The 20,333-nt window shown below is 40.4% G+C and carries 15 protein-coding genes; 10 read left to right on the top strand and 5 right to left on the bottom strand.

The window, feature by feature from the left end:
- Positions 1-89 precede the first annotated feature (89 nt).
- Together ACPZ3T_RS10690 and ACPZ3T_RS10685 are read right to left on the bottom strand one after the other, a co-directional pair.
- Positions 90-1,190: an ATP-dependent 6-phosphofructokinase gene (locus tag ACPZ3T_RS10690; RefSeq protein WP_490276049.1), complete on the bottom strand. Its 1,101-nt coding sequence runs from the start codon at positions 1,188-1,190 to the stop codon at positions 90-92.
- A 152-nt stretch (positions 1,191-1,342) separates the two neighbouring features.
- On the bottom strand, positions 1,343-2,374 hold the full coding sequence (locus ACPZ3T_RS10685; protein ID WP_490276048.1) for a dihydroorotate dehydrogenase-like protein: 1,032 nt from the start codon (positions 2,372-2,374) through the stop codon (positions 1,343-1,345).
- Positions 2,375-2,472: 98 nt separating this feature from the next.
- On the opposite strand from ACPZ3T_RS10685, the gene ACPZ3T_RS10680 reads away from it, so the two are divergent.
- Entirely contained in the window at positions 2,473-2,676 is a 204-nt protein-coding gene (locus ACPZ3T_RS10680; RefSeq protein WP_490276046.1) for a hypothetical protein, read from the top strand.
- Here ACPZ3T_RS10680 and nifJ read toward each other — a convergent pair.
- Positions 2,673-6,383 (bottom strand): pyruvate:ferredoxin (flavodoxin) oxidoreductase, encoded by a 3,711-nt coding sequence (nifJ, locus tag ACPZ3T_RS10675; RefSeq protein ID WP_490276044.1) that lies wholly within the window; start codon positions 6,381-6,383, stop codon positions 2,673-2,675. The two genes, ACPZ3T_RS10680 and nifJ, sit on opposite strands and share 4 nt — an antisense overlap.
- Positions 6,384-7,363: 980 nt before the next feature.
- On the opposite strand from nifJ, the gene ACPZ3T_RS10670 reads away from it, so the two are divergent.
- From ACPZ3T_RS10670 to ACPZ3T_RS10660, 3 genes are all read left to right on the top strand, one after another.
- Entirely contained in the window at positions 7,364-7,531 is a 168-nt protein-coding gene (locus tag ACPZ3T_RS10670; protein WP_490276042.1) for a hypothetical protein, read from the top strand.
- Positions 7,532-7,822: 291 nt separating this feature from the next.
- Positions 7,823-8,206 (top strand): protein tyrosine phosphatase family protein, encoded by a 384-nt coding sequence (locus ACPZ3T_RS10665; RefSeq protein WP_490276040.1) that lies wholly within the window; start codon positions 7,823-7,825, stop codon positions 8,204-8,206.
- Positions 8,207-8,921: 715 nt separating this feature from the next.
- Positions 8,922-10,088 (top strand): helix-turn-helix domain-containing protein, encoded by a 1,167-nt coding sequence (locus ACPZ3T_RS10660; protein ID WP_490276038.1) that lies wholly within the window; start codon positions 8,922-8,924, stop codon positions 10,086-10,088.
- Between the two features lie 130 nt (positions 10,089-10,218).
- Here the strand turns inward: ACPZ3T_RS10660 and ACPZ3T_RS10655 are convergent, their stop codons facing one another.
- Positions 10,219-12,114 (bottom strand): DUF1565 domain-containing protein, encoded by a 1,896-nt coding sequence (locus tag ACPZ3T_RS10655; RefSeq protein WP_490276036.1) that lies wholly within the window; start codon positions 12,112-12,114, stop codon positions 10,219-10,221.
- A gap of 367 nt (positions 12,115-12,481) precedes the next feature.
- Between ACPZ3T_RS10655 and ACPZ3T_RS10650 the strand changes: the two genes are divergently transcribed.
- The 6 genes from ACPZ3T_RS10650 (at position 12,482) to ACPZ3T_RS10625 (ending at position 19,678) form a co-directional block, all read left to right on the top strand.
- Positions 12,482-12,943: a hypothetical protein gene (locus tag ACPZ3T_RS10650; protein ID WP_490276034.1), complete on the top strand. Its 462-nt coding sequence runs from the start codon at positions 12,482-12,484 to the stop codon at positions 12,941-12,943.
- Between the two features lie 346 nt (positions 12,944-13,289).
- Positions 13,290-14,159: a polyphosphate kinase 2 family protein gene (locus tag ACPZ3T_RS10645; RefSeq protein ID WP_490276032.1), complete on the top strand. Its 870-nt coding sequence runs from the start codon at positions 13,290-13,292 to the stop codon at positions 14,157-14,159.
- A gap of 308 nt (positions 14,160-14,467) precedes the next feature.
- Positions 14,468-16,360, top strand: a complete 1,893-nt coding sequence (locus ACPZ3T_RS10640) for a CheR family methyltransferase (protein WP_490276030.1) — start codon at positions 14,468-14,470, stop codon at positions 16,358-16,360.
- On the top strand, positions 16,357-18,450 hold the full coding sequence (locus ACPZ3T_RS10635; RefSeq protein WP_490276028.1) for a hybrid sensor histidine kinase/response regulator: 2,094 nt from the start codon (positions 16,357-16,359) through the stop codon (positions 18,448-18,450). Before ACPZ3T_RS10640 ends, ACPZ3T_RS10635 begins: the two co-directional genes overlap by 4 nt.
- Positions 18,451-18,704: 254 nt before the next feature.
- The gene (locus ACPZ3T_RS10630; RefSeq protein ID WP_490276027.1) at positions 18,705-18,926 is read left to right on the top strand and encodes a DUF4327 family protein; all 222 of its coding nucleotides are present in this window, start codon (positions 18,705-18,707) and stop codon (positions 18,924-18,926) included.
- A 626-nt stretch (positions 18,927-19,552) separates the two neighbouring features.
- Entirely contained in the window at positions 19,553-19,678 is a 126-nt protein-coding gene (locus ACPZ3T_RS10625) for a hypothetical protein (protein WP_490276025.1), read from the top strand.
- Positions 19,679-20,084: 406 nt separating this feature from the next.
- Here the strand turns inward: ACPZ3T_RS10625 and ACPZ3T_RS10620 are convergent, their stop codons facing one another.
- Positions 20,085-20,216 (bottom strand): hypothetical protein, encoded by a 132-nt coding sequence (locus ACPZ3T_RS10620; RefSeq protein ID WP_490276023.1) that lies wholly within the window; start codon positions 20,214-20,216, stop codon positions 20,085-20,087.
- Positions 20,217-20,333 lie beyond the last annotated feature (117 nt).

The following is a 20,333-nucleotide window of genomic DNA, read 5'->3' as shown; positions in this document are numbered from 1 at the left end:
TGGGGATTGGGGATTGGGGTAAAATCTACCTTGTCTCCCTTGTCTCCCTGCTCCCTGCCCCCTGCTCCCTGCCCCCCTGCTCTCCCGCCCTAAGTCTTTTCACCTACATAAATACCTAAAGAGCGCGCACTTTGTACTAAGTACCCGTCGGGATCTACGTGTAAGGGACTTTGCCCTATGGCCTCTGAGATGGGAACAGGGACAACTTGCCCATGTTGCCAAGTTAGCATCTGGCCAAATTGACCTTTGGCGACTAAATCAACTGCCGCTTTGCCAAAGACTGTGGCTGTTAAGCGATCAAGTGCGGATGGTATGCCACCTCGCTGAATATGCCCTAATACAGAAACTCTCGTATCTATAATATTACCACTACAAAGGGCAATCTGTTCGGCAATGTATTGACCCTTGCCGCATTTGGGAGAGGGGAGAGTCGGGATTGGGGAGTCGGCATCAGGAACATCATTTGGCTGATTGCACATATCTTCTATGCACAAATTTGCTCCTTCAGCGACTACAACGATCGCAAATTTACGCCGCCAGCGATCGCGCAATTCTGCTATATGTTGACATAATCCCTTAATTGTGTATTGAAGCTCTGGAATTAAAATTACATCTGCGCCGCCAGCAATGCCAGAGTGCAGTGCTAAATGTCCGGCTGTGCGTCCCATGACTTCCACAATCATGACGCGATCGTGACTAGCTGCTGTAAACGTGAGCCGATTTAAAGCATCGACAATCGTATTTACAGCCGTATCAAAGCCAATAGCTCGTTCAGTGAGGGCGACATCATTATCAATAGTTTTGGGGATAGCCACTAAATTCCAATTACCTTGGTTAGCCAGTTGATTGATAATACCTAAACTGCCATCACCACCAATAGCAATCAACCCATCCAAAGCCAAGGCCTCATAACTAGCCAACATCTCATCTACACGAGTGAGAGTATCGCCTTTATTAATTGTCCCTAAAATTGTGCCACCCATATTTAGTAAGGGGTCAATTCCCCGCAAATCCCAACCATGAAGATTGAGAGCGATCGCTTGACGCTCAAGTAACCCTTGAGTGGCATAGGGAATCCCCAATACTTCCCAATCATAAGTAAGTGTCGCATGACTCACAACTGCCCGAATCACACAATTAAGTCCCGGACAGTCACCACCGCTAGTCAAAATACCAATTCGTTTACGCATAGTAAATTAATTCGTAATTCGTAATTCGTAATTCGTAATTAGGGCATTGGGCGTATCAATTCAAAATTCAAAATTCAAAATTCAAAATTAAAGAGTTTTACTCCCCCTGCCCCCTGCCCCCTGCTCCCCTGCTCCCCTGCCCCCTGCCTCCCCTAACCGTGATAATGAGAAGGTTCGTAAACTCTCCCCCATTCTGGTTTGTAGCTTTGCAAGGCTCGCATATATTGAGCGCGTTCAAAGGCACTGGGGTTAGGACAGTTTTTCTGACTCATGCTGCCTTGAAGCTGTTGTATAGATTCATACTCATGCTTTTCCATCCATTGACGCATTTCTTGCTCTATACATCGCAGATGATTAATTCCATGCCGTAGTAACACTGAACATAACATGGTAATATTAGCACCAGCCATGAGCATTTTTAACACATCATGGGCATTATGAATGCCACTGGTAGCGGCTAAGTCAGTGTTGAGGTGGCCGTAAAGAATGGCAATCCAGCGCAGAGGTAAACGCATGGCTTGGGGAGTGCTTAAAAGTACGTGAGGTTCTACCTCTAGGGTTTCGAGGTTAATATCTGGCTGGTAAAAACGGTTAAACAAGACTAAAGCATCAGTCCCTGCATCATCTAAACGCTTGGCCATGTTGGCCATATTTGTAAAATAGGGGCTGAGTTTCACCGCTACAGGAATAGATACGCTAGCTTTGACTGCTTTGAACATATTGATATAACTCTGTTCTATCTGTTCGCTAGTCAGTTCTGGATCAGTATGTACAGAGTAAATATTTAATTCCAATCCTGCTGCACCGGCTTGCTCAATCATTCTGGCGTAGTCAGTCCAGCCATCTAGTGAAGAACCGTTGAGGCTAGCGATAATGGGAATTTTGACCTTTTGTTTAACTTTGTAAATCAAGTCAAGATATTCGTCAGGGCCAAGACGAAAGTTTTCCGGTTCGGGGAAATAAGTTAAAGACTCAGGAAAACTTTCTGTACCGTAGGTAAGATGATGGTGTAGTTCGTAACTTTCCATACTTAACTGTTCTTCAAACAGTGAAGGAAGTACGATCGCACCTGCACCAGCATCTTCCATCCACACAATGTTATCTACTTCTCCGGTGAGGGGGGATGCTGACGGCACAAGTGGCGATCGCAACTGCATCCCCATATAACTAGTTGTTAAGTCCATTGTTAATATCTTTCCTTAAATTTCATTAGACAGCGACACAGGTAAGAGGGGTGTGGGGGTGTGGGGGTGTGGGGGTGTAGGGGTGTAGGGGTGTGGGGGTGTGGGGGTGTAGGGGAGAAAAGGGAGACAAGGGAGACAAGGGAGCAGGGGGAGTGTGGGGAGAGAGGGGAGTGTGGGGGGAAAGATTTGTTCTCCACCATCCCACACCAAGCACACCAAGCACACCCTGCGCCATTCCCCATGCCCCATGCCCAATGCCCCATGCCCAATGCCCCATGCCCCATACCCAATACCCTAATTAAACTCCTACACCGTTTAAACTCGATATATCTTGATGGTTTCGTTCTGACATATTATTAGTAGCATTGGCTACCTGCCTTGCTGCTAAATATTGATACATTTGCCACCGGATATTGACATCATTTTGCGCTTCTTCTAGCAATTGTTTAGCTACTTGTGGGTTAATTTTTGTTAACATCTTGAAGCGGTTTTCTAGATACATTGAGTCTTCTACAGGTCGCCTTGGTGTACGTGAGTCAAGTTGTAGGGGATTTTTACCTTGTTTCACGAGGTCGGGATGGTAGCGATACAGTAACCATCTACCAGATTCAACCATTGCTTTTTGATTTTGCATGGCTGTAGTTAAGTTGATGCCGTGGGCAATGCAATGACTGTAAGCAATAATTAATGAGGGGCCGGGATAAGCTTCCGCTTCTAAAAATGCTTTCAGGGTATGTTCATCTTTTGCGCCCATAGCCACACTTGCCACGTAAACATTACCGTAGGTCATGGCAATTAAACCCAAGTCTTTTTTAGTCGCAGGTTTACCACCAGCCGCAAATTTAGCTACAGCCCCCTTGGGTGTAGATTTAGACATTTGGCCGCCAGTATTAGAATAAACCTCGGTGTCGAGAACTAAAATATTAACGTTGCGTCCACTGGCAATAACATGATCTAGTCCGCCAAAACCGATATCATAAGCCCAACCATCACCGCCGATAATCCAGACGCTCTTTTTGACTAGGTAATCAGCAAGACTTAAGAGTTGTTGGGCTTGGGGATTATGGGTGCTAATTGCTGTTAACCGTTGTTTGAGAATTTTAACGCGATCGCGTTGTTCCCAAATCTCCGCCTCGTCTTTTTGGTGATTATTGAGGATATCGTCTACTAAGTTTGTACCTACTTCCGTAGCCAATTTTTGTAATAATTCAGCAGCGAATTGTGTTTGCTTATCAATAGAAACACGGAAACCCAAACCAAATTCGGCGTTATCTTCAAACAAGCTATTAGACCAAGCAGGCCCCCGTCCTTCGGCGTTGAATGTCCAAGGGGTGGTGGGTAAATTACCGCCGTAAATCGAAGAACAGCCGGTGGCGTTGGCGACAATCATGCGATCGCCGAACAATTGTGTGGCTAACTTAATATAGGGTGTCTCACCACAACCAGCACAAGCCCCAGAAAATTCAAACAATGGTTCTTGCATCTGTTGCTGATTAATATGATTCAGCTTCAATTCCCTTCTATCAGGGTTCGGCAGACTCAAGAAGAAATCCCAATTTTCCCGTTCTGTTTCCCGTAAGGGTAATTGCGGCTGCATATTGATGGCTTTTTTGCGGGGTTCAGCCTTATTCTTCGCCGGACAAACATCAACGCAGATACCGCACCCTGTACAATCTTCGGCTGCTACTTGGATGGTAAATTTCAAATCATGCCAATCATGATCTTTAGCATTGGCACTCTTAAACGTGGGCGGCGCATTCTCTAATTGTTGTGGCTCGTAAACCTTACTACGAATCACACTGTGGGGGCAAACCATCACACATTTACCGCATTGAATGCAGACATTGGTATCCCACACCGGGATTTCTTGGGCAATGTTGCGTTTTTCCCATTTCGCCGTTCCCGTGGGAAATGTGCCATCTACAGGTAAAGCACTCACAGGTAACTCATCCCCCCCACGAGCAATGATTTTACCTAGAACATCACGCACGAATTTTGGGGCATCATGGGGCATGGGGCATGGGGCATGGGGCATAGAGGATAGTTCTTCCCCAGTCTCCAATTCATATAAATTATCCAAGGTACTATCTACAGCTTGGATATTCATTTGTACGATTTGTTCGCCTTTTTTACCGTAGGTTTTGCGGATGGATTTTTTAATTTCCTCGATGGCTTCTGTTCTTGGCAATACACCAGACAAGGCAAAGAAACAGACCTGCATCACTGTATTAATTCTCCCAGCCATCCCGGCTTCACGGGCTACTTTATAGGCGTTAATGCCGTAAACTTTTAGCTGTTTCTCTTGAATTTGGGCTTTGATGGTATCTGGTAACTGCTGCCAAACTTGTTCTTTGTCGTAGGGAGTATTTAATAAGAATGTACCTCCTGGTACGATGTCTTTGAGGATAGAGAATTTTTCTAAAAATTCCCACTGATGGCAAGCAACAAAGTTGGCTTTGGTGATGAGGTATGTAGAACGGATGGGTTGAGAACCAAAGCGCAGGTGAGAAACGGTAACAGAACCGGATTTTTTCGAGTCGTAAACAAAGTAGCCTTGGGCGTAATTATCGGTTTCTTCGCCAATAATTTTAATTGAGTTTTTATTCGCGCCCACCGTGCCATCTGCACCCAAGCCGTAAAAAATGGCTCTGACTATATTGTCAGGTTCAATGCTGAAATCAGAGTCATAATCTAAGCTGGTGTGGGTAACATCATCGTTAATGCCAATAGTGAAATGATTTTTTGGTGTACCTTGGGCTAAGTTATCAAAAATTCCCTTCACCATTGCCGGTGTAAATTCTTTGGAAGATAAGCCATAACGACCACCGATAATTTTAGGGAGGGATGAGGGAGACAAGGGAGACAAGGGAGACAAGGGAGACAAGGGAGACAAGGGAGATGAGGAAGTATTTTCTTCCCCTACTACCTGCAACCCCTGCACCCCTACACCCCTAAATTCATGTAAGGCTGTGATGACATCTTGATACAAAGGCTCACCAGATGCACCGGGTTCTTTGGTACGGTCTAAAACGGCGATGCTGCGGGTGGTAGGTGGTAAGGCGGCGAGAAATCTTTGGTTGTCAAAGGGACGGTATAACCGTACTTTAATTACACCAACTTTTTCCCCCTGGGCGTTGAGATAATCTACGGTTTCATGGACTGTCTCACAACCAGAACCCATGAGAACTATGACGCGTTCGGCTTTGGGGTCGCCGTGATATTCAAATAGTTGATATTGTCTCCCAGTCATTTGGGCAAATTCGTCCATAGCTTTCTGGGCAATGTCTGGACAAGCTAAATAATAAGGATTGACGGTTTCTCTAGCTTGGAAATAGACATCGGGGTTTTGGGCTGTGCCTCGTAATACTGGTTTATCGGGAGTGAGGGCGCGTGAACGATGGGCAATAACTAATTCATTGGGAATAAATGCTTGTAAGTCTGCTTCTGTTAATATTTCAACTTTATTCACTTCGTGGGAGGTACGAAAACCGTCAAAGAAGTGGAGGAAAGGTATACGTGATTCTAAGGATATTTTTGTAGAAATTAAAGCAAAATCATGGGCTTCCTGCACAGAAGCAGCACACAACATCCCAAAGCCAGTACCACGGCAAGCCATGACATCGCTGTGGTCGCCAAAAATTGACAGGGCTTGAGCCGCTAGCGATCGCGCCGCAATATGAAATACTGTAGGTGTGAGTTCCCCGGCAATCTTATACATATTTGGGATCATCAGCAATAATCCCTGGGATGCCGTAAATGTTGTTGTCAGTGAGCCAGTTTGCAAAGCCCCATGAACTGCACCAGCAACCCCCCCTTCACTCTGCATCTCAATGATGCTCGGTACTGTACCCCAAATGTTGGCTCGATTTTCACTAGCCCAAGCATCCGCCCATTCTCCCATCGGGGAAGAAGGCGTAATTGGATAAATGGCAATGACTTCATTGAGCCGATAGACAACATGAGCTACAGCCTCATTACCGTCTATAGTTGCAAAGTTTCTCTTGTTCATTTGATCTTCCTTAGAGATTGGGAAATTGCTAAACTAAAAAACCCGGTTTTTGAACGAAAGATTAAGGTTTTAAGCTGAGGAATTTGCAAGAAACCCGGTTTTTAACCGAGGTGCAAGATGAGAGTAAAGACATTTTCCTGCCCTCCTAGCGTGATTTATCACACGACGGTTTACGTTGAAAAAGGTAGTGGGGAGTAGGGAGTTTTGGTATATTCCTCTTTGAAGTTAAGGGGAAAATTTGAGGAACTTGTGAGGAGATGTTGTTGAGATCACTAAAAAATAGATATATTTTCTTTCCCTACACCCCTACACCCCTACACCCCTGTCTTGTCATAGATTCTTGTCTCTTAAAAAAAATTTGCGTTTTTAGTCATTTCCTCACAAGTTCCTCAAATTGTTGCCATAAGTTTAAAAGTGTAGAAAATGCCAGCAGTAATTGGACAACCTCAAGAGCTTGCTTCATACTCACACTGGTTATAACTATACTTCCGCAAACATCTATCGCTTGTCCTGCCTAAGACAAGGTCTTGTTTACAAAGAAGTAATTTTTGTAGTCAAAAAGTTGTAGAAGTTAGCTATGAGCATCCAACATCGCTATTGGGTTCATCGAAAGGCGATGCTGGCTTTACTTACCTACTAGATTTAATCTCAAAATTTCATAGTTTATCGCATTTACTACCGATATCTTCAATGTTGACTCAGAATCATTTAAAGACAATTGTTTTAGCAATGTGCCATTTTTTTAATCAACCACTTGTGAATACGGAAACAGTTTTGAACCCTATCAAGTTTTGGCACATTTACCAAAATCGCCAGAGGTTAGAGGAGTGTTGGAAGTATGACTTAATTCAGTGGTTCGAGAGATGTTGGAATGTTAATGACAATCTAGTTATCTGATAACTGGTTGTCTGGAGAAAGTATTTCACCCATCAGGGATGATATCAACTCAGTTTAAAACCAATTTAAAAGGAGCAAAATTTATGTCTACCTCTAAAAAGTTAGTACAAAACATTCAAAACCTAGGTCAACAAGTAATTAACTATCTCTCAGGTGCAGTTTCTCGAATTTTTGGTGTAAGAGACGATGACTACCCCACAACAGGAGTTCAACCTTTTGAGGGTGATATACCAGAAAAACAAGATTTTTAAACTGAAAAAATCTTTCCCTTACACCCCTAAACACCTTTTTTAAGTCGTTCTAACTTGAAAAAACAAAACTATCTTAGGTGTGAGTTCGTAGTAAGGACTTTAGTCCTTTTTTAAGAACTAAAGTTCTGACTAAAAACCTTTAATTATTAACCCTCCAAATTTTAGATTTTAAAATTTGGATTGCCAGATTGAATCTAAAATCTAAAATCCAAAATCTAAAATTGATTAACCCTGTTCTACTTATGAGAGTTATCTGCAAAATCGATGACTCACTATTAGCAAGGTGGTGATATGGATATCATCAGAAAAATTAACCATGAATTATCTGTCGCAGGGCAAATTACCCCAGAGCAATTTCCCCAACTTCTTGCTGATGGTTATAAGTCTATACTTAACCTGCGATCGCCTGATGAAAAAGGCTGGCTAGATGATGAAAAATCCAAATTGGAATTATTAGGATTTCATTATCTCAATTTACCTACTAAAGTTGATGAAATTAATTGCAAAACCACACTCAAAGTCTTGCAAATCATCAATGAACTACCTAAACCTGCTCTGATTCATTGTGATAACTCTATACGTTCAGCCGTAATAGCATTATTGTATATTGCTACTAAACAGGGTATCACCTTTGAAAAAGCTGTCGAATTAACAACTAACTTAGGATTAATATAATTCTATTTGTCGATTTTCCCAAAATATTTAATAATTTTTTTATACCCAATTATTTCTTGATGGTATAAGCCTCTAAATTCATTTATGGGGATTTGAATTTTGAATTTTGTAGGCGCAAGCCTTCCCTCAATATACAAGGTTGGGTTGAGGAACGTAGGCGCAGCCTTCTCGAAGAGTAACCCAACATAAATATCGAAAACTTAATATAGATGCTGGTGTTAGGTTTCCTCGCGTCAACCCAACCTACAATTTTTTTGCAACATTTAAGGCTTGCCACGCCAGTAGGGTGTGTTAGGCGTAAGCCGTAACGCACCGAAAGCTTTGGGCGGTGTCGTACTCTCGCTGCTAACACAATAGCAATAAGTAGAACGACTGGAAAAAACCAAACTATGTAAATTAATGTAAAAAAAATTGCATTTAGTTCGTAGTAAGGACTTTAGTCCTCTCATAAGGACTAAAGTCCTTACTACAAACCTTTAATTATTTACACCGTTCTACTTACACACGGCGTTAATTATATTGATTTAATAGGTATTTTTAGTGGTTTAATGGTAATAATGACTCTTTTCTAAGCAATTAGTCTCAGGATAAATGTAGATTTGGACTGACCTCAAGTTTGACCATTGGCAGCTTGAAGATAGATGCAATTCCTTAATTTATTAATTAAGTTGATTGTGTTTATTGCAGGGCTGTAACTAAGTCGTGAGCATCTACAGTGAATATAGAATTATTTATCCAACGAGCCGAAGCACTACATAAACAGTTAGCAGATTTATACCAAACTGCTAGCGTTTTACCGTGGATTCCACCAGATTTACTACCACAAGCTTTTAAGGAACTCTACAGTAACTCTAAGATGGTGCAGTTAGCAGCAGAAGAACTTTATCAACAAAATGAGCAACTTTTACAGACAAGAAATCATTTAGAAACAGAACGCCTACATTATTACAATTTATTTGAATTTGCACCAGATGCCTATGTTGTTACTAGTTCAGAAGGCATTATTCAAGAAGCTAACCTAGCCGCAGCTAAATTGCTGAATAGTTCTCAACAGAAGTTAGTAACTCAACCGATGATTAACTTCATCCGCATTGAAGAACGAGAAAGTTTTCGCAACGAACTAAATCAACTATTTGAGTCAGATCGCACTAAAGAGTTAGTATTGCGTTTACAGCCAGATAATGGCGAACCTTTTGATGTTGCTTTGACAGTAACAGTAGTTCGCAATCAACATGGTAAACCAACATCTTTGAATTGGTTATTACGTCTTGTTAGTCAACAAAATGACAAGGACTTAGAATTAATTAATCCTGAACAATATCTGAGGCAAGAACGCCCAGTATATACATATCAAAAAGGTGAGGATATTCCCCTCAATCCTTTAATTATTTACTATATTTGTCAAGGTTTAGTGAAATTAAATACTTTCTGTGAAACAGGAGAGGAAATCTTAGTAGGTTTAGCAACGCCACAAATGATATTTGGTTCTAGTATGACATCTTTACCTGTGTATCAAGCTACAGCTATATCAGATGTTGAGTTAGTATCTATTCATGTAACTGAAATAAATTTGAATCCTAGACTTAGCCAAATTCTGTCACTAAAATTCAATCAAAGACTCAAGCAAACTGAATCATTATTAGTTACTTTTGGCAAGCGCAGAGTAGAAGATAGGTTATATCATCTCTTACAGTTTTTAAAACAAGAAATCGGTGAACCAGTACCACAAGGAACTCGTTTAAATGTTCGCTTCACTCATGAAGAAATTGCTAACGCCTGTGGTACTACTAGAGTCACAATTACAAGATTAATGGGCAAATTGCAACAACAAGGATTCATCCGTTTTGATGCAAAAAAACACATGATATTGGGAGACAGTTGAGATTAGACAGTTGGCTAATTTAACTCCCTTGTCTCCCCTGCCCCCTGCCCCCTGCCCCCTGCCCCCTGCTCCCTAATTTTGAATTTTGAATTTTGAATTTTGAATTGATATGCCCCCTGCCCCACACTCCCTAACTAAAAATGTAAGGTGAATTAATTGCCGCTACACGACCAGCATCGACTAAAGCTTGATATACTATCGCTGCTACCTCTCCCCGTGTAGCATCACGGGTAGGATTAAGTAGTTTGATATTGGGGTGGTTAACGATAATTTTCTTTTCTATAGCTTTAGCTACCTGACCTTTACCATAATCAGGAATTTTAGCAGCATCGTCAAAAACTTTGATGGCGTTGGCAACATTGTTAGATAACCCTAATCCTAGTCCATTGACTAAGGAAACTATCACTTGCACACGCTGAATATTTTGGTTGGGTTTGAATGTTCCATCTGGATATCCAGATAAAAATAAACCTTGATATGCCTGCACAATAACTTTGAATGCCCAGAAGTTTTCGGGTACATCTTTAAATCTAATTACAGCCCGGTTTGGTGGTGGGTTGAAAGCTTTCACTAATAAGGCTGCATATTGTCCCCGTGTCATTGTTGCATCAGGTTTAAATGTTCCATCGGGAAAACCGCTAATGATTCCCTGTTGTACTAATTCTCGAATAAATGGTGCTGCCCAATGATTACCAATATCCTTTAAGTTTATAGGCTTTGGTGTTGGGGTAGGTGTAGGTGTTGGTGTTGGGGTAGGTGTAGGCGTTGGTGTTGGGGTAGGTGTAGGCGTTGGTGTCGGTGTAGGCGTTGGGGTTGGGGTTGGTGTAGGCGTTGGGGTTGGGGTTGGCGTTGGGGTTGGGGTTGGTGTAGGCGTTGGGGTTGGGGTTGGTGTAGGCGTTGGGGTTGGTGTAGGCGTTGGGGTTGGCGTTGGGGTTGGTGTAGGCGTTGGGGTTGGGATAGGTATGGGTATAGGGATAGGTGTAGGTGTTGGGGTAGGTGTTGGTGTGGGTACTGGTTCAGGTTCGGGTATAGGTTCAGGTTCAGGTTCGGGTGTTGGGGTAGGTGTTGGCGTTGGGGTAGGTGTTGGTGTTGGGGTAGGTGTTGGGGTTGGGGTAGGTGTTGGCGTTGGGGTAGGTGTTGGTGTTGGGGTAATAACTTGAATATCTACAAACTCTATGTTTCCTTTAACCTTAGCTTGATCAATTTGATTACCAACAGACACTAACTTATTAGCACTAGCATTTTGGATATCAAACTTAGCGTTATTGCGTAGGATGTTACCACCTGGGGTATTGGTATTGCCAAGATCAGGTAGGGCGTTGACAATAACAGTTAAACCATCGTCAGTATTGTTTTCAATGAGATTATTACGCAATATGGGACGAGCAGTACCGGAGACGACTATCCCGGAACGGTTTTCGTAGATTTTGTTATCTATCAGTGTTGGTGATGCACTGTCACTAATAGCGATACCAAAACCTGTTTTAAAACAGGCATTACCTTGAATTTTACCTTGGGAATTTTTAGCGATCGCAATTCCATTGGCAGCATTTTCGGTAAATACGTTATCAATAATCACTGGGTTAGCATCACCTGTAGCAAATACACCCTCGCGCTTACAATTAATCAAGGTGCAATTAGCAATGGTGGGGGTAGTTGATTCTGCCCATACACCGCTACCACGACTAGCGAGATTAGTAACACTCACCCCTCGCAGTTCCGCGCCATCTAACATCACAAAGGTAACATTTTGTCCTGCAAAAGTCCGACTGAGGTAAGTACCACTACCTTCTATTAAGATATTGCTGCCTTTGTTGGCTTCATTACCGATAACTTTGACATTAAAGGGGATAGTGAGGGGAAAAACTTCACCGTTATCAGCTTTGTAATTACCATCTGCTAGTTGAATGGTGGTATTGGGTGAAGCGAGTTTGAGAGCTTGGGTAATTGTTTTACAAGGTGCTTGTTGGCTACCGGGGTTGGTGTCGCTGCCTATAACTGGATTTACGTAAAGATTTTGAGTCATATTTATACTGTAAAAAAATACATAGCCATACTAACGCTAACTGTGACAATAGCTAGCGATCGCTAACATTTGCAACATAGACTACTAAATCGACACCACATATTCCAGAAAGGTATTGACTGGGAAAAATTCCCCCAGTCCGCAATTTACGCCGTGTGCAACTTCTTTTCAAACCTAACCCCCAACCCCTTCCCTACAAGGGAAGGGGGGCAAGAATTAAAGCCTCTCTCCTTGCAGGGGAGAGGTTTGGAGAGGGGTTTATAAGAATAAGTCGCACATCGCGTCAATTTGGAACTTTGAATTGATTTGTCTCTAGTCATTCGCTAGGCTATTGATATAATGTATGTTCTGATTTCTCTGGCGTGCTATGGATTTTGACACTAAACCCACTGCCCAGACTGCTACAGTACGTAAGCCATTAGTACTATTACGCGATACTGAAGCGTTAATACGTCGCCCTACAGTCGCTACCCTCGCCCCTATTTTGCCGCCAAAGTTAAGTAATAGCTTGCAAGTAGCCTCCAATGTAGCTGATGATTCCCTACAGGAACTTGCAGAAATTGACTTAGCCACAATTAGCGATATAGAATTACAACCCGCAAGAATCTTAGTCGGTTTAAGCTTTATTGGGTTTGGGGCGTTGATGATTTTGGTGTTGTTACTGTATTGCAATACATTGCACCCGGAAATGAGTACCATTGAGCAAATACACCAATATTGGTATCAATATATTTGGTTTGTCTGCTTGGGTGTTACAGGAATGTTTCTTTTAGGGCGTGAAGCTATGCGCTCTCATCAACTTAAAATGCAAAAATCACAAAAACCCTAAATAGTAAATCTTTGTAATTTTTCACCTCAACTAATTACCAAACAATTTACTGTATATCTAAATTCGCTGAATTTTTTGATATATATTTTAAATTTCATTAATTTTTTTAAACAAAAATAGATAGAAATAAAAATTCTAATATTCTGTTTATACAGAACCAATACATTTAAAAATGAGTTGTTGCACAATGATTAATTATATTGGTATGATATTTGAAAGTAATTGCTTGCACCTAGATTAAAAAATAAGTTTCTTGAAAATAAGTAGGGCAATAATAATTTAAGTTTGTAGTAAGGACTTTAGTCCTTATTTTAAGAATAAATGTTTTTTAGGGTAGTGAATTTACATGAAGCATGATGCTTTTATTTTTCCCCCAGGCTCAAAGCTTTCTTTGTTAAAAAACTTTGACCCAGCATATCATGATGGGTATCATGACAAAGCTGAATCTGTGCAGAAATTACATCAGAACATTGAAAAATTAGCAGCTTATCAAGATGTACTTTACGCTCAAAATACCTATTCATTGTTAATTATCTTTCAAGCAATGGATGCGGCTGGTAAAGATAGCACTATAAAACACGTTATGTCTGGTGTGAATCCCCAGGGTTTTCAAGTGTTTAGTTTTAAAGCACCCAGTGACGAAGAATTAGATCATGATTATCTCTGGCGAAGCACAAAATCATTACCAGAAAGGGGAAGGATTGGCATATTTAACCGCTCATATTATGAAGAAGTATTAGTGGTGCGTGTGCATCCAGAAATTCTTTACAAGCAGCAATTACCCCATATTGGCAAAGGCAATGAGATATGGAAACAGCGTTTTCATGAAATTAATAATTTTGAGAAATATTTGGTAAATAATGGGATAATAGTGCTGAAGTTTTTTCTCAATGTCTCTAAAAAGGAGCAGAAAAAACGGTTTTTAGAAAGAATTGAATTTCCTGAGAAGAATTGGAAGTTTTCTGTTAATGATGTCAAAGAGCGAGCTTTTTGGGATGATTATATGGAAGCTTATGAGGCGGTGTTTCAGCATACGAGTACAGATTATGCGCCTTGGTATATTATCCCAGCCGATCGCAAATGGTTTACTCGTCTGGTAGTCGCTGATATTATCTGTAAAAAGCTACAAGAACTCAATCTAAAATATCCTACTGTCAGCGAGGCACATCAACAAGAATTGATGCAGGCCAAATATATTTTAGAACAAGAGGAATAACAATGAACAGGGTGTAGGGGGTAGGGTGTCTGACAGGTGTAGGTTTTTTACGTCGTGTCCCAAAAACGTTGGTTTTAGGGTGTAGGGGTGTAAGGGTATAGGGGTGTAGGGGTGGATGAAAGAATGATGTTCTGGTTAGTTTTAGAGTCCTTACTCACTACTAGATTAAAAACCTACACTTGTGAGGGGTAGGGTGTGGGGTGTAGTGAAACCCATATTTAAAACTAGGGGCTTGGTCATCAGTTAAGATTTATGAATTTATGTATGGAGATTTTACTTTTTTTATCTTAAATGCGGAGTAAAGTGGCGTGACTTCTACAGAAAAAGACCCTGAATTTGAAAATCTACTGATTTATTTACGCAAAAATCGGGGATTTGACTTTACAGGCTACAAGCGTTCTACTTTAATGCGCCGTGTACGCAAGAGAATGCAATTATTAAATGTAGAAGCTTTTGGAGATTATTTAGATTATTTAGAAGTTGATCCAGAGGAATTTAATCAGCTTTTCAATACTATTTTAATTAATGTCACTAACTTCTTTCGAGATGTTACACCTTGGGCAGCTTTGGTTGAGCAAGTATTACCTAATATCGTTGCAGGCAAAAAAGATAGTGAGCAAATTCGCATTTGGAGTGCGGGATGTGCTTCTGGTGAAGAAGCTTATACTATTGCGATATTAATGGCGGAAATGTTGGGTGCTGAGAAATTTCGCCAACAGGTAAAAATCTATGCCACAGACGTAGATGAAGAAGCTCTCAACCAGGCGCGTCAAGCAGCTTATTCTGATAAAGATGTGCATCTCATACCCCAGCATTTACGGGAAAAGTATTTTGAAGTTATTAATAACCGTTATATTTTTCAAGCAGACTTGCGGCGTTGTGTGATTTTTGGCCGTCATGATTTACTGCAAGATGCCCCAATTTCTCGGTTAGATTTGTTGATCTGCCGTAATACTTTAATGTACTTTAACTCTGAAACCCAGGGACGGATTTTAACGCGGTTTCATTTTGCTCTGAAAGATATGGCTTATCTGTTTTTGGGTAAGGCAGAAATGTTATTGAGCTATCCTAATTTTTTTACTCCCTTAGACTTAAAAAATCGCCTCTTTCTCAAAGTATCAGAAAATAATTTAAGAAATCGCCTCTTATTTATGTCCACTTCAGGAGATGCCATCGGGAGGAATAGTTTATCCTATCAAATGCGTCTCAGAGATTTAGCTTTTGATGGCACAGCTACCGCTCAAATAGTGGTGAATTTTGAGGGTAGATTAGTCATGATGAACGAACAGGCAAGAAATTTATTTGCTTTGTCTCCTAGAGATTTAAATCGTCCCTTTCATGATCTAGAAATATCTTACCGTCCTTTAGAACTGCGATCGCTAATTGAAAGAGCCTACTTAGAACGCCGCCCGGTGAACATTACCAGCGTTGAACGGTATTTCTCTCATGCAGAAACTCAATACTTTGATGTCAGAATCACACCTTTACAAAATACTGACAACAGCTTCCTGGGTGTGAGTATTGTTTTTCAGGATGTTACTCACTACATTCACCTCCAAGAAGAACTACAACGTTCTCAACAAGAATTAGAGACTACCAAAGAAGAACTCCAGTCAATTAATGAAGAATTAGAAACTACCAACGAAGAACTCCAATCTACTAATGAAGAATTAGAAACCATCAACGAAGAACTACAATCTACTAATCAAGAATTGGAGACTACCAACACAGAACTGCAAGCTACTAATCAAGAATTATATGCCATCAATAACGAACTCAGTCAGCGTACTCAAGAGCTTAACCGCACTAATATTGTTTTAGTAAGTATTTTAAAGAGTCTGCAAATAGGCATAGTAGTCATTGATAACAGCTTCAATATTTTAGTGTGGAATTATATGCTTGAAGAGATGTGGGGACTTAAAGCCGATGAGGTTGTGGGTAATTCCTTATTTAGCTTAGATATTGGTTTACCCATTGAACAATTGCGATCGCCTATTCGAGATGCTCTCACAGATCAACAACCATTTCAAGAAATGATTTTAGAGGCTATCAATCGTCGGGGTAGACAAATTAGATGTTATGTTGCTATTACTCCTTTATCTGGAACAGAAATGCAAGGGGCAGTGTTGATGATGGCGGATATAGAAATAATGAATAGTATGATTTCTAGTCAGGATATTGAGGCTAGGAGACAAAAATGACACTAGATAACTGGACACAAGCCATTGACGCAGCCAACCAAAGACTCGATAACCTCTTGCAGCGAGCTAGTCAACCCCAGGATCTCTCCAGGTGGCAAGATTCCCCTGTAGTGATGTTAACAGAAGCAATATCAGAAATTTCTATTGCCCTAGAAGAATTAAACGTCTTAGCAGAAGAACTACAATTACAAAATCAAGAATTACTTGCTACTCGTCAACAAGTAGAAACCGAACGCCAACGTTACCAAGATTTATTTCACTTTGCCCCCGACGGTTACTTAGTCACTGATATTACTGGCATTATCCAAGAAGCTAACCACATTGCTGCCCAATTACTGCAAGTGCGTCAATCTTATCTCATCGCTAAACCTATCTCCGTGTTTGTGCATCCAGACGCAAAGCCAGAGTTTCGGCAGTTAATTTTAACTTTACAACAACAAGGTCATATTCGGAATGCAGAAGTCCCGATCTTTCATAAAGAAGGTGTAACAGACTTTACAGCCGAGTTCACCGCCGTTACACAAAGGGATATCACAGGCAAAATCACTAGTTTACGCTGGCTCTTTAGAGATATTAGCGATCGCCAGCGCATAGAACAACAACTCCGCCAACAAGCCGCCTTGCTCGATATTGCAACCGATGCCATTTTAGTCAAAGATTTGCAAAGTCAAATCCTGTTTTGGAACAAAGGCGCGGAAAATCTTTACGGATGGACAGCAACGGAAGCTGTCGGCAATAACGGCGATACACTTTTATCTACAGAAAATGATCCACAACTCGAACAAGCCAAGCAAATACTACTGGAAAACGGCGCATGGCAAGGGGAGTTATATAAAGTAGCCAAAGATGGTAAAAAAATCATCGTTGCTAGTCGTTGGACACTGATGTGTGATCCTTTAGGCTTACCGCAATCCATTCTCAGTATTGATACTGACATCACCGAGAAAAAGCAACTCGAAACTCAACTATTGCGTATGCAACGCCTAGAAAGTCTAGCAAATCTCACCAATGGTATTGCTCACGACCTCAACAATATTTTTACACCTATTGTCACAGTTGCCCAACTACTACCCCTAAAACATCCTCAACTGCCAGAAGATTCCCAACAAATGCTAAATTTACTAGCTACTAGTGCTAAAGAAGGAGCTAATTTAGTCCAGCAAATTGCCCAATTTGGGTGTAACTCTGAAGGCAAAAGTACAAACCTCAACATTGGTAGTATCATTTCAGATATTGAACAGGTCGTCAAACGGACATTTCCCCCATCAATTGAGATCAAAACAGATATAGCCACAGATTTAGCCACAATCACAGGAGATAGAACCCAAATAAATCAAGTATTAATGAATTTGTTAATTAATGCCCGTGATTCCATTCCTACTAGTGGTGAATTATCTATATCTGCTCATAATATATTCATTGATGAAGAATTAGCCACAAAGCACATAGGTGCAGAAGTTGGTTATTATATAGTAATTAAAATTAAAGATACAGGTACAGGTATACACCCTGACAATCTAGATAAAATTTTTGACCCCTTTTTCACCACCAAAGCTATAGGTAAAGGCACGGGATTAGGTTTATCCACTGTCATTGGAATTGTAAAGAATCATGGCGGTTTTCTCACCGTATCCAGTCAAGTAGGAATTGGTAGTAAATTTGAAATATATTTACCTTGCAATAATTCTCCATCTCATCAAACACCATCAACAGGCAATGGAGAATTGATTTTAGTTGTAGATGATGAATTAGCAATTAATCAAATTACTAAAAATATACTAGAAACCCACAACTATAAAGTATTAACAGCCGCCAATGGCATCGAAGCTTTATCTGTCTACAATCAATATAAAGATGAAATTCAAGTGGTGATCATAGACATGATGATGCCTAAAATGGCAGGTAACATGACTATAAGTGCCTTACAAATGATTAATCCCCAGATTAGAATAATTGCCATGAGTGGCATAGCTACCATAGAAAACTTAGCAAAAGACTCTCAGTCTAGAGCTACAAAATTCCTACCCAAGCCCTTTAGCCCTGAAGAATTATTAACACAAATTCAGGAATTAATTAAACTTAATGCTTAGTCAGCTATAGCAGTGGGCTGTTGACAATTAATCAAGGCAGTGCTGCTTCTTCTTCATTACTTTTACATCATGTTGACACTATCACAAATATTTTACGAATGAGTCTATCTTAAGGATGAAAACAAACTAAACCAAATAAGGTTTAATCTTTACAGTCATCACAATGTACACTATTTTTTGATAAATTGAGAGTGGAGTACAGGCATTTATTGTTTTAACTCCCAATTCCTTGATCAATAGCGAAGGAACAAGCGATGAATACTGCTGTCAAATATGATATTGAGGTTATCAAGGATGAAGCCCGTGAACTAGTCTCCAAAGGACTTGTGAACCGACAACAGCCAATTTATGCTCTCTGTAAATATATTTCAGATCGTGATTGGCCATTCTTCGAGCTAGAGTTAGAAAAAAACGAATTTTTGCTCAGGGATAGAATTATTGACTTGTTAAGTCATGAGAAATGGGAAGAAGATTAAACCAATTATCTGTCATCCCTGTTAATAGCATCCTTGATATATTCACCTTTGAAAATTCACCATAAAATTAAAGCCCTCGGAGTGATTCGAGGGTTGAGTTTATTTATATAGTAAGTAATGAGTAATGAGTAATGAGTAATGAGTAATGAGTAATGAGTAATGAGTAATGAGTAATGAGTAATGAGTAATGAGTAATGAGTAATGAGTAATGAGTAATGAGTAATGAGTAATGAGTAGAAGTAGGGTGTGTGAGGCTGCGAAAGTATTGGAACTTATAGTTACTAAAAATATAGTCAAATATTTCTAGCTTTGTAAGGTTTACACCTTACTGGACTAACTACGAGCCGCTCTATCTAGTTATTGATTTTCAATGTTCTAGACTACTTTAAAATATGAGGTTATCTAGTCACAGAGGCTTTGAACATCCAACGGGAGAGGTCGCTTGTATTGCTAGGCTCATAACTTAATTATAGCCAGTTCATTGAGTTTTATTGTTAAAACTTGAATATATTTGACTGGAAAACTAATAACTAGACTTAATACCAATTCTCTATGAAGTTGCACGAAATATAATGATGTAGAGACGTTGCATGCAACGTCTCTACAGTACAGAATAAAGTGCATCTATGGCTACGCCAGGCAAGCTACATCAAGAAACGGTATTAGTCATGAAAGTTATAGCGTCACGCACCAACCATCAACTCTCAACTGTCAATACTGTATTACCAGATTCTTGTGACTCAAAATGGTAAGAGAATTTACTAACAAGCAGTTCAACAAAGGAACTAGGAGTTTCCCTGTAGAATACCGGCATATCTTGCCAACAGTGGCGACAAAACCAGTGAATTTCTGAACCACGGATATGCGGTAAAAGTAACCCAGAACAACAAGGACAGCTAATCATAACCGTAAATCCTTTTATTAAATCGTTATTGATCGGAAATAACGTAATTCTAGGGAATAGAGGTTTTGATAAAATAAGTATTTCTATCTAGAGGATACTGAGCAATTATCAGGTTTGTGTGACTAAAACAATAATTAGCAACAGTTTGTAACTTTTATATATAAAATTTGAAGTGTTTAATCATCAAAAGCGGTAGGAAACTTCATCTCCTTTTGGGAATGGGGCTAATCAATTCAAAATTCAAAATTCAAAATTCAAAATTCAAAATTGAAGAGTGTTACTCCCCCTGCCCCCTTGTCTCCCTTGTCTCCCTTGTCTACCTTGTCTCCCCCTGCCCCCTGCTCCCCTGCCCCCTGCCCCCTGCCCCCCGTTCCCCGTTCCCCCAACCCTGTTCCCTTTAATTAAGATTGTTAAAAGTGGACTAATATCCTCACAAGATCCTCAAATTATCTTTCTATAAACAGAGTGTGAGACTTAGGAGTAGTTGATTTGACTACATTTTC

It is taken from the genome of Aliinostoc maniaoense (assembly GCF_058172895.1).
The sequence above is the reverse complement of the archived record's forward strand: the minus strand, read 5'-3'. Positions and strand labels throughout refer to the sequence as shown.

Bases quoted from the DNA above. Each gene is read 5' to 3' on its own strand.
- ACPZ3T_RS10690 (WP_490276049.1), bottom strand. From the start codon at position 1,190: ATGCGTAAACGAATTGGTATTTTGACTAGCGGTGGTGACTGTCCGGGA.
- ACPZ3T_RS10685 (WP_490276048.1), bottom strand. From the start codon at position 2,374: ATGGACTTAACAACTAGTTATATGGGGATGCAGTTGCGATCGCCACTT.
- nifJ (WP_490276044.1), bottom strand. From the start codon at position 6,383: ATGAACAAGAGAAACTTTGCAACTATAGACGGTAATGAGGCTGTAGCT.
- ACPZ3T_RS10670 (WP_490276042.1), top strand. From the start codon at position 7,364: ATGTCTACCTCTAAAAAGTTAGTACAAAACATTCAAAACCTAGGTCAA.
- ACPZ3T_RS10665 (WP_490276040.1), top strand. From the start codon at position 7,823: ATGGATATCATCAGAAAAATTAACCATGAATTATCTGTCGCAGGGCAA.
- ACPZ3T_RS10655 (WP_490276036.1), bottom strand. From the start codon at position 12,114: ATGACTCAAAATCTTTACGTAAATCCAGTTATAGGCAGCGACACCAAC.
- ACPZ3T_RS10650 (WP_490276034.1), top strand. From the start codon at position 12,482: ATGGATTTTGACACTAAACCCACTGCCCAGACTGCTACAGTACGTAAG.
- ACPZ3T_RS10645 (WP_490276032.1), top strand. From the start codon at position 13,290: ATGAAGCATGATGCTTTTATTTTTCCCCCAGGCTCAAAGCTTTCTTTG.
- ACPZ3T_RS10635 (WP_490276028.1), top strand. From the start codon at position 16,357: ATGACACTAGATAACTGGACACAAGCCATTGACGCAGCCAACCAAAGA.
- ACPZ3T_RS10630 (WP_490276027.1), top strand. From the start codon at position 18,705: ATGAATACTGCTGTCAAATATGATATTGAGGTTATCAAGGATGAAGCC.
- ACPZ3T_RS10625 (WP_490276025.1), top strand. From the start codon at position 19,553: ATGGCTACGCCAGGCAAGCTACATCAAGAAACGGTATTAGTCATGAAA.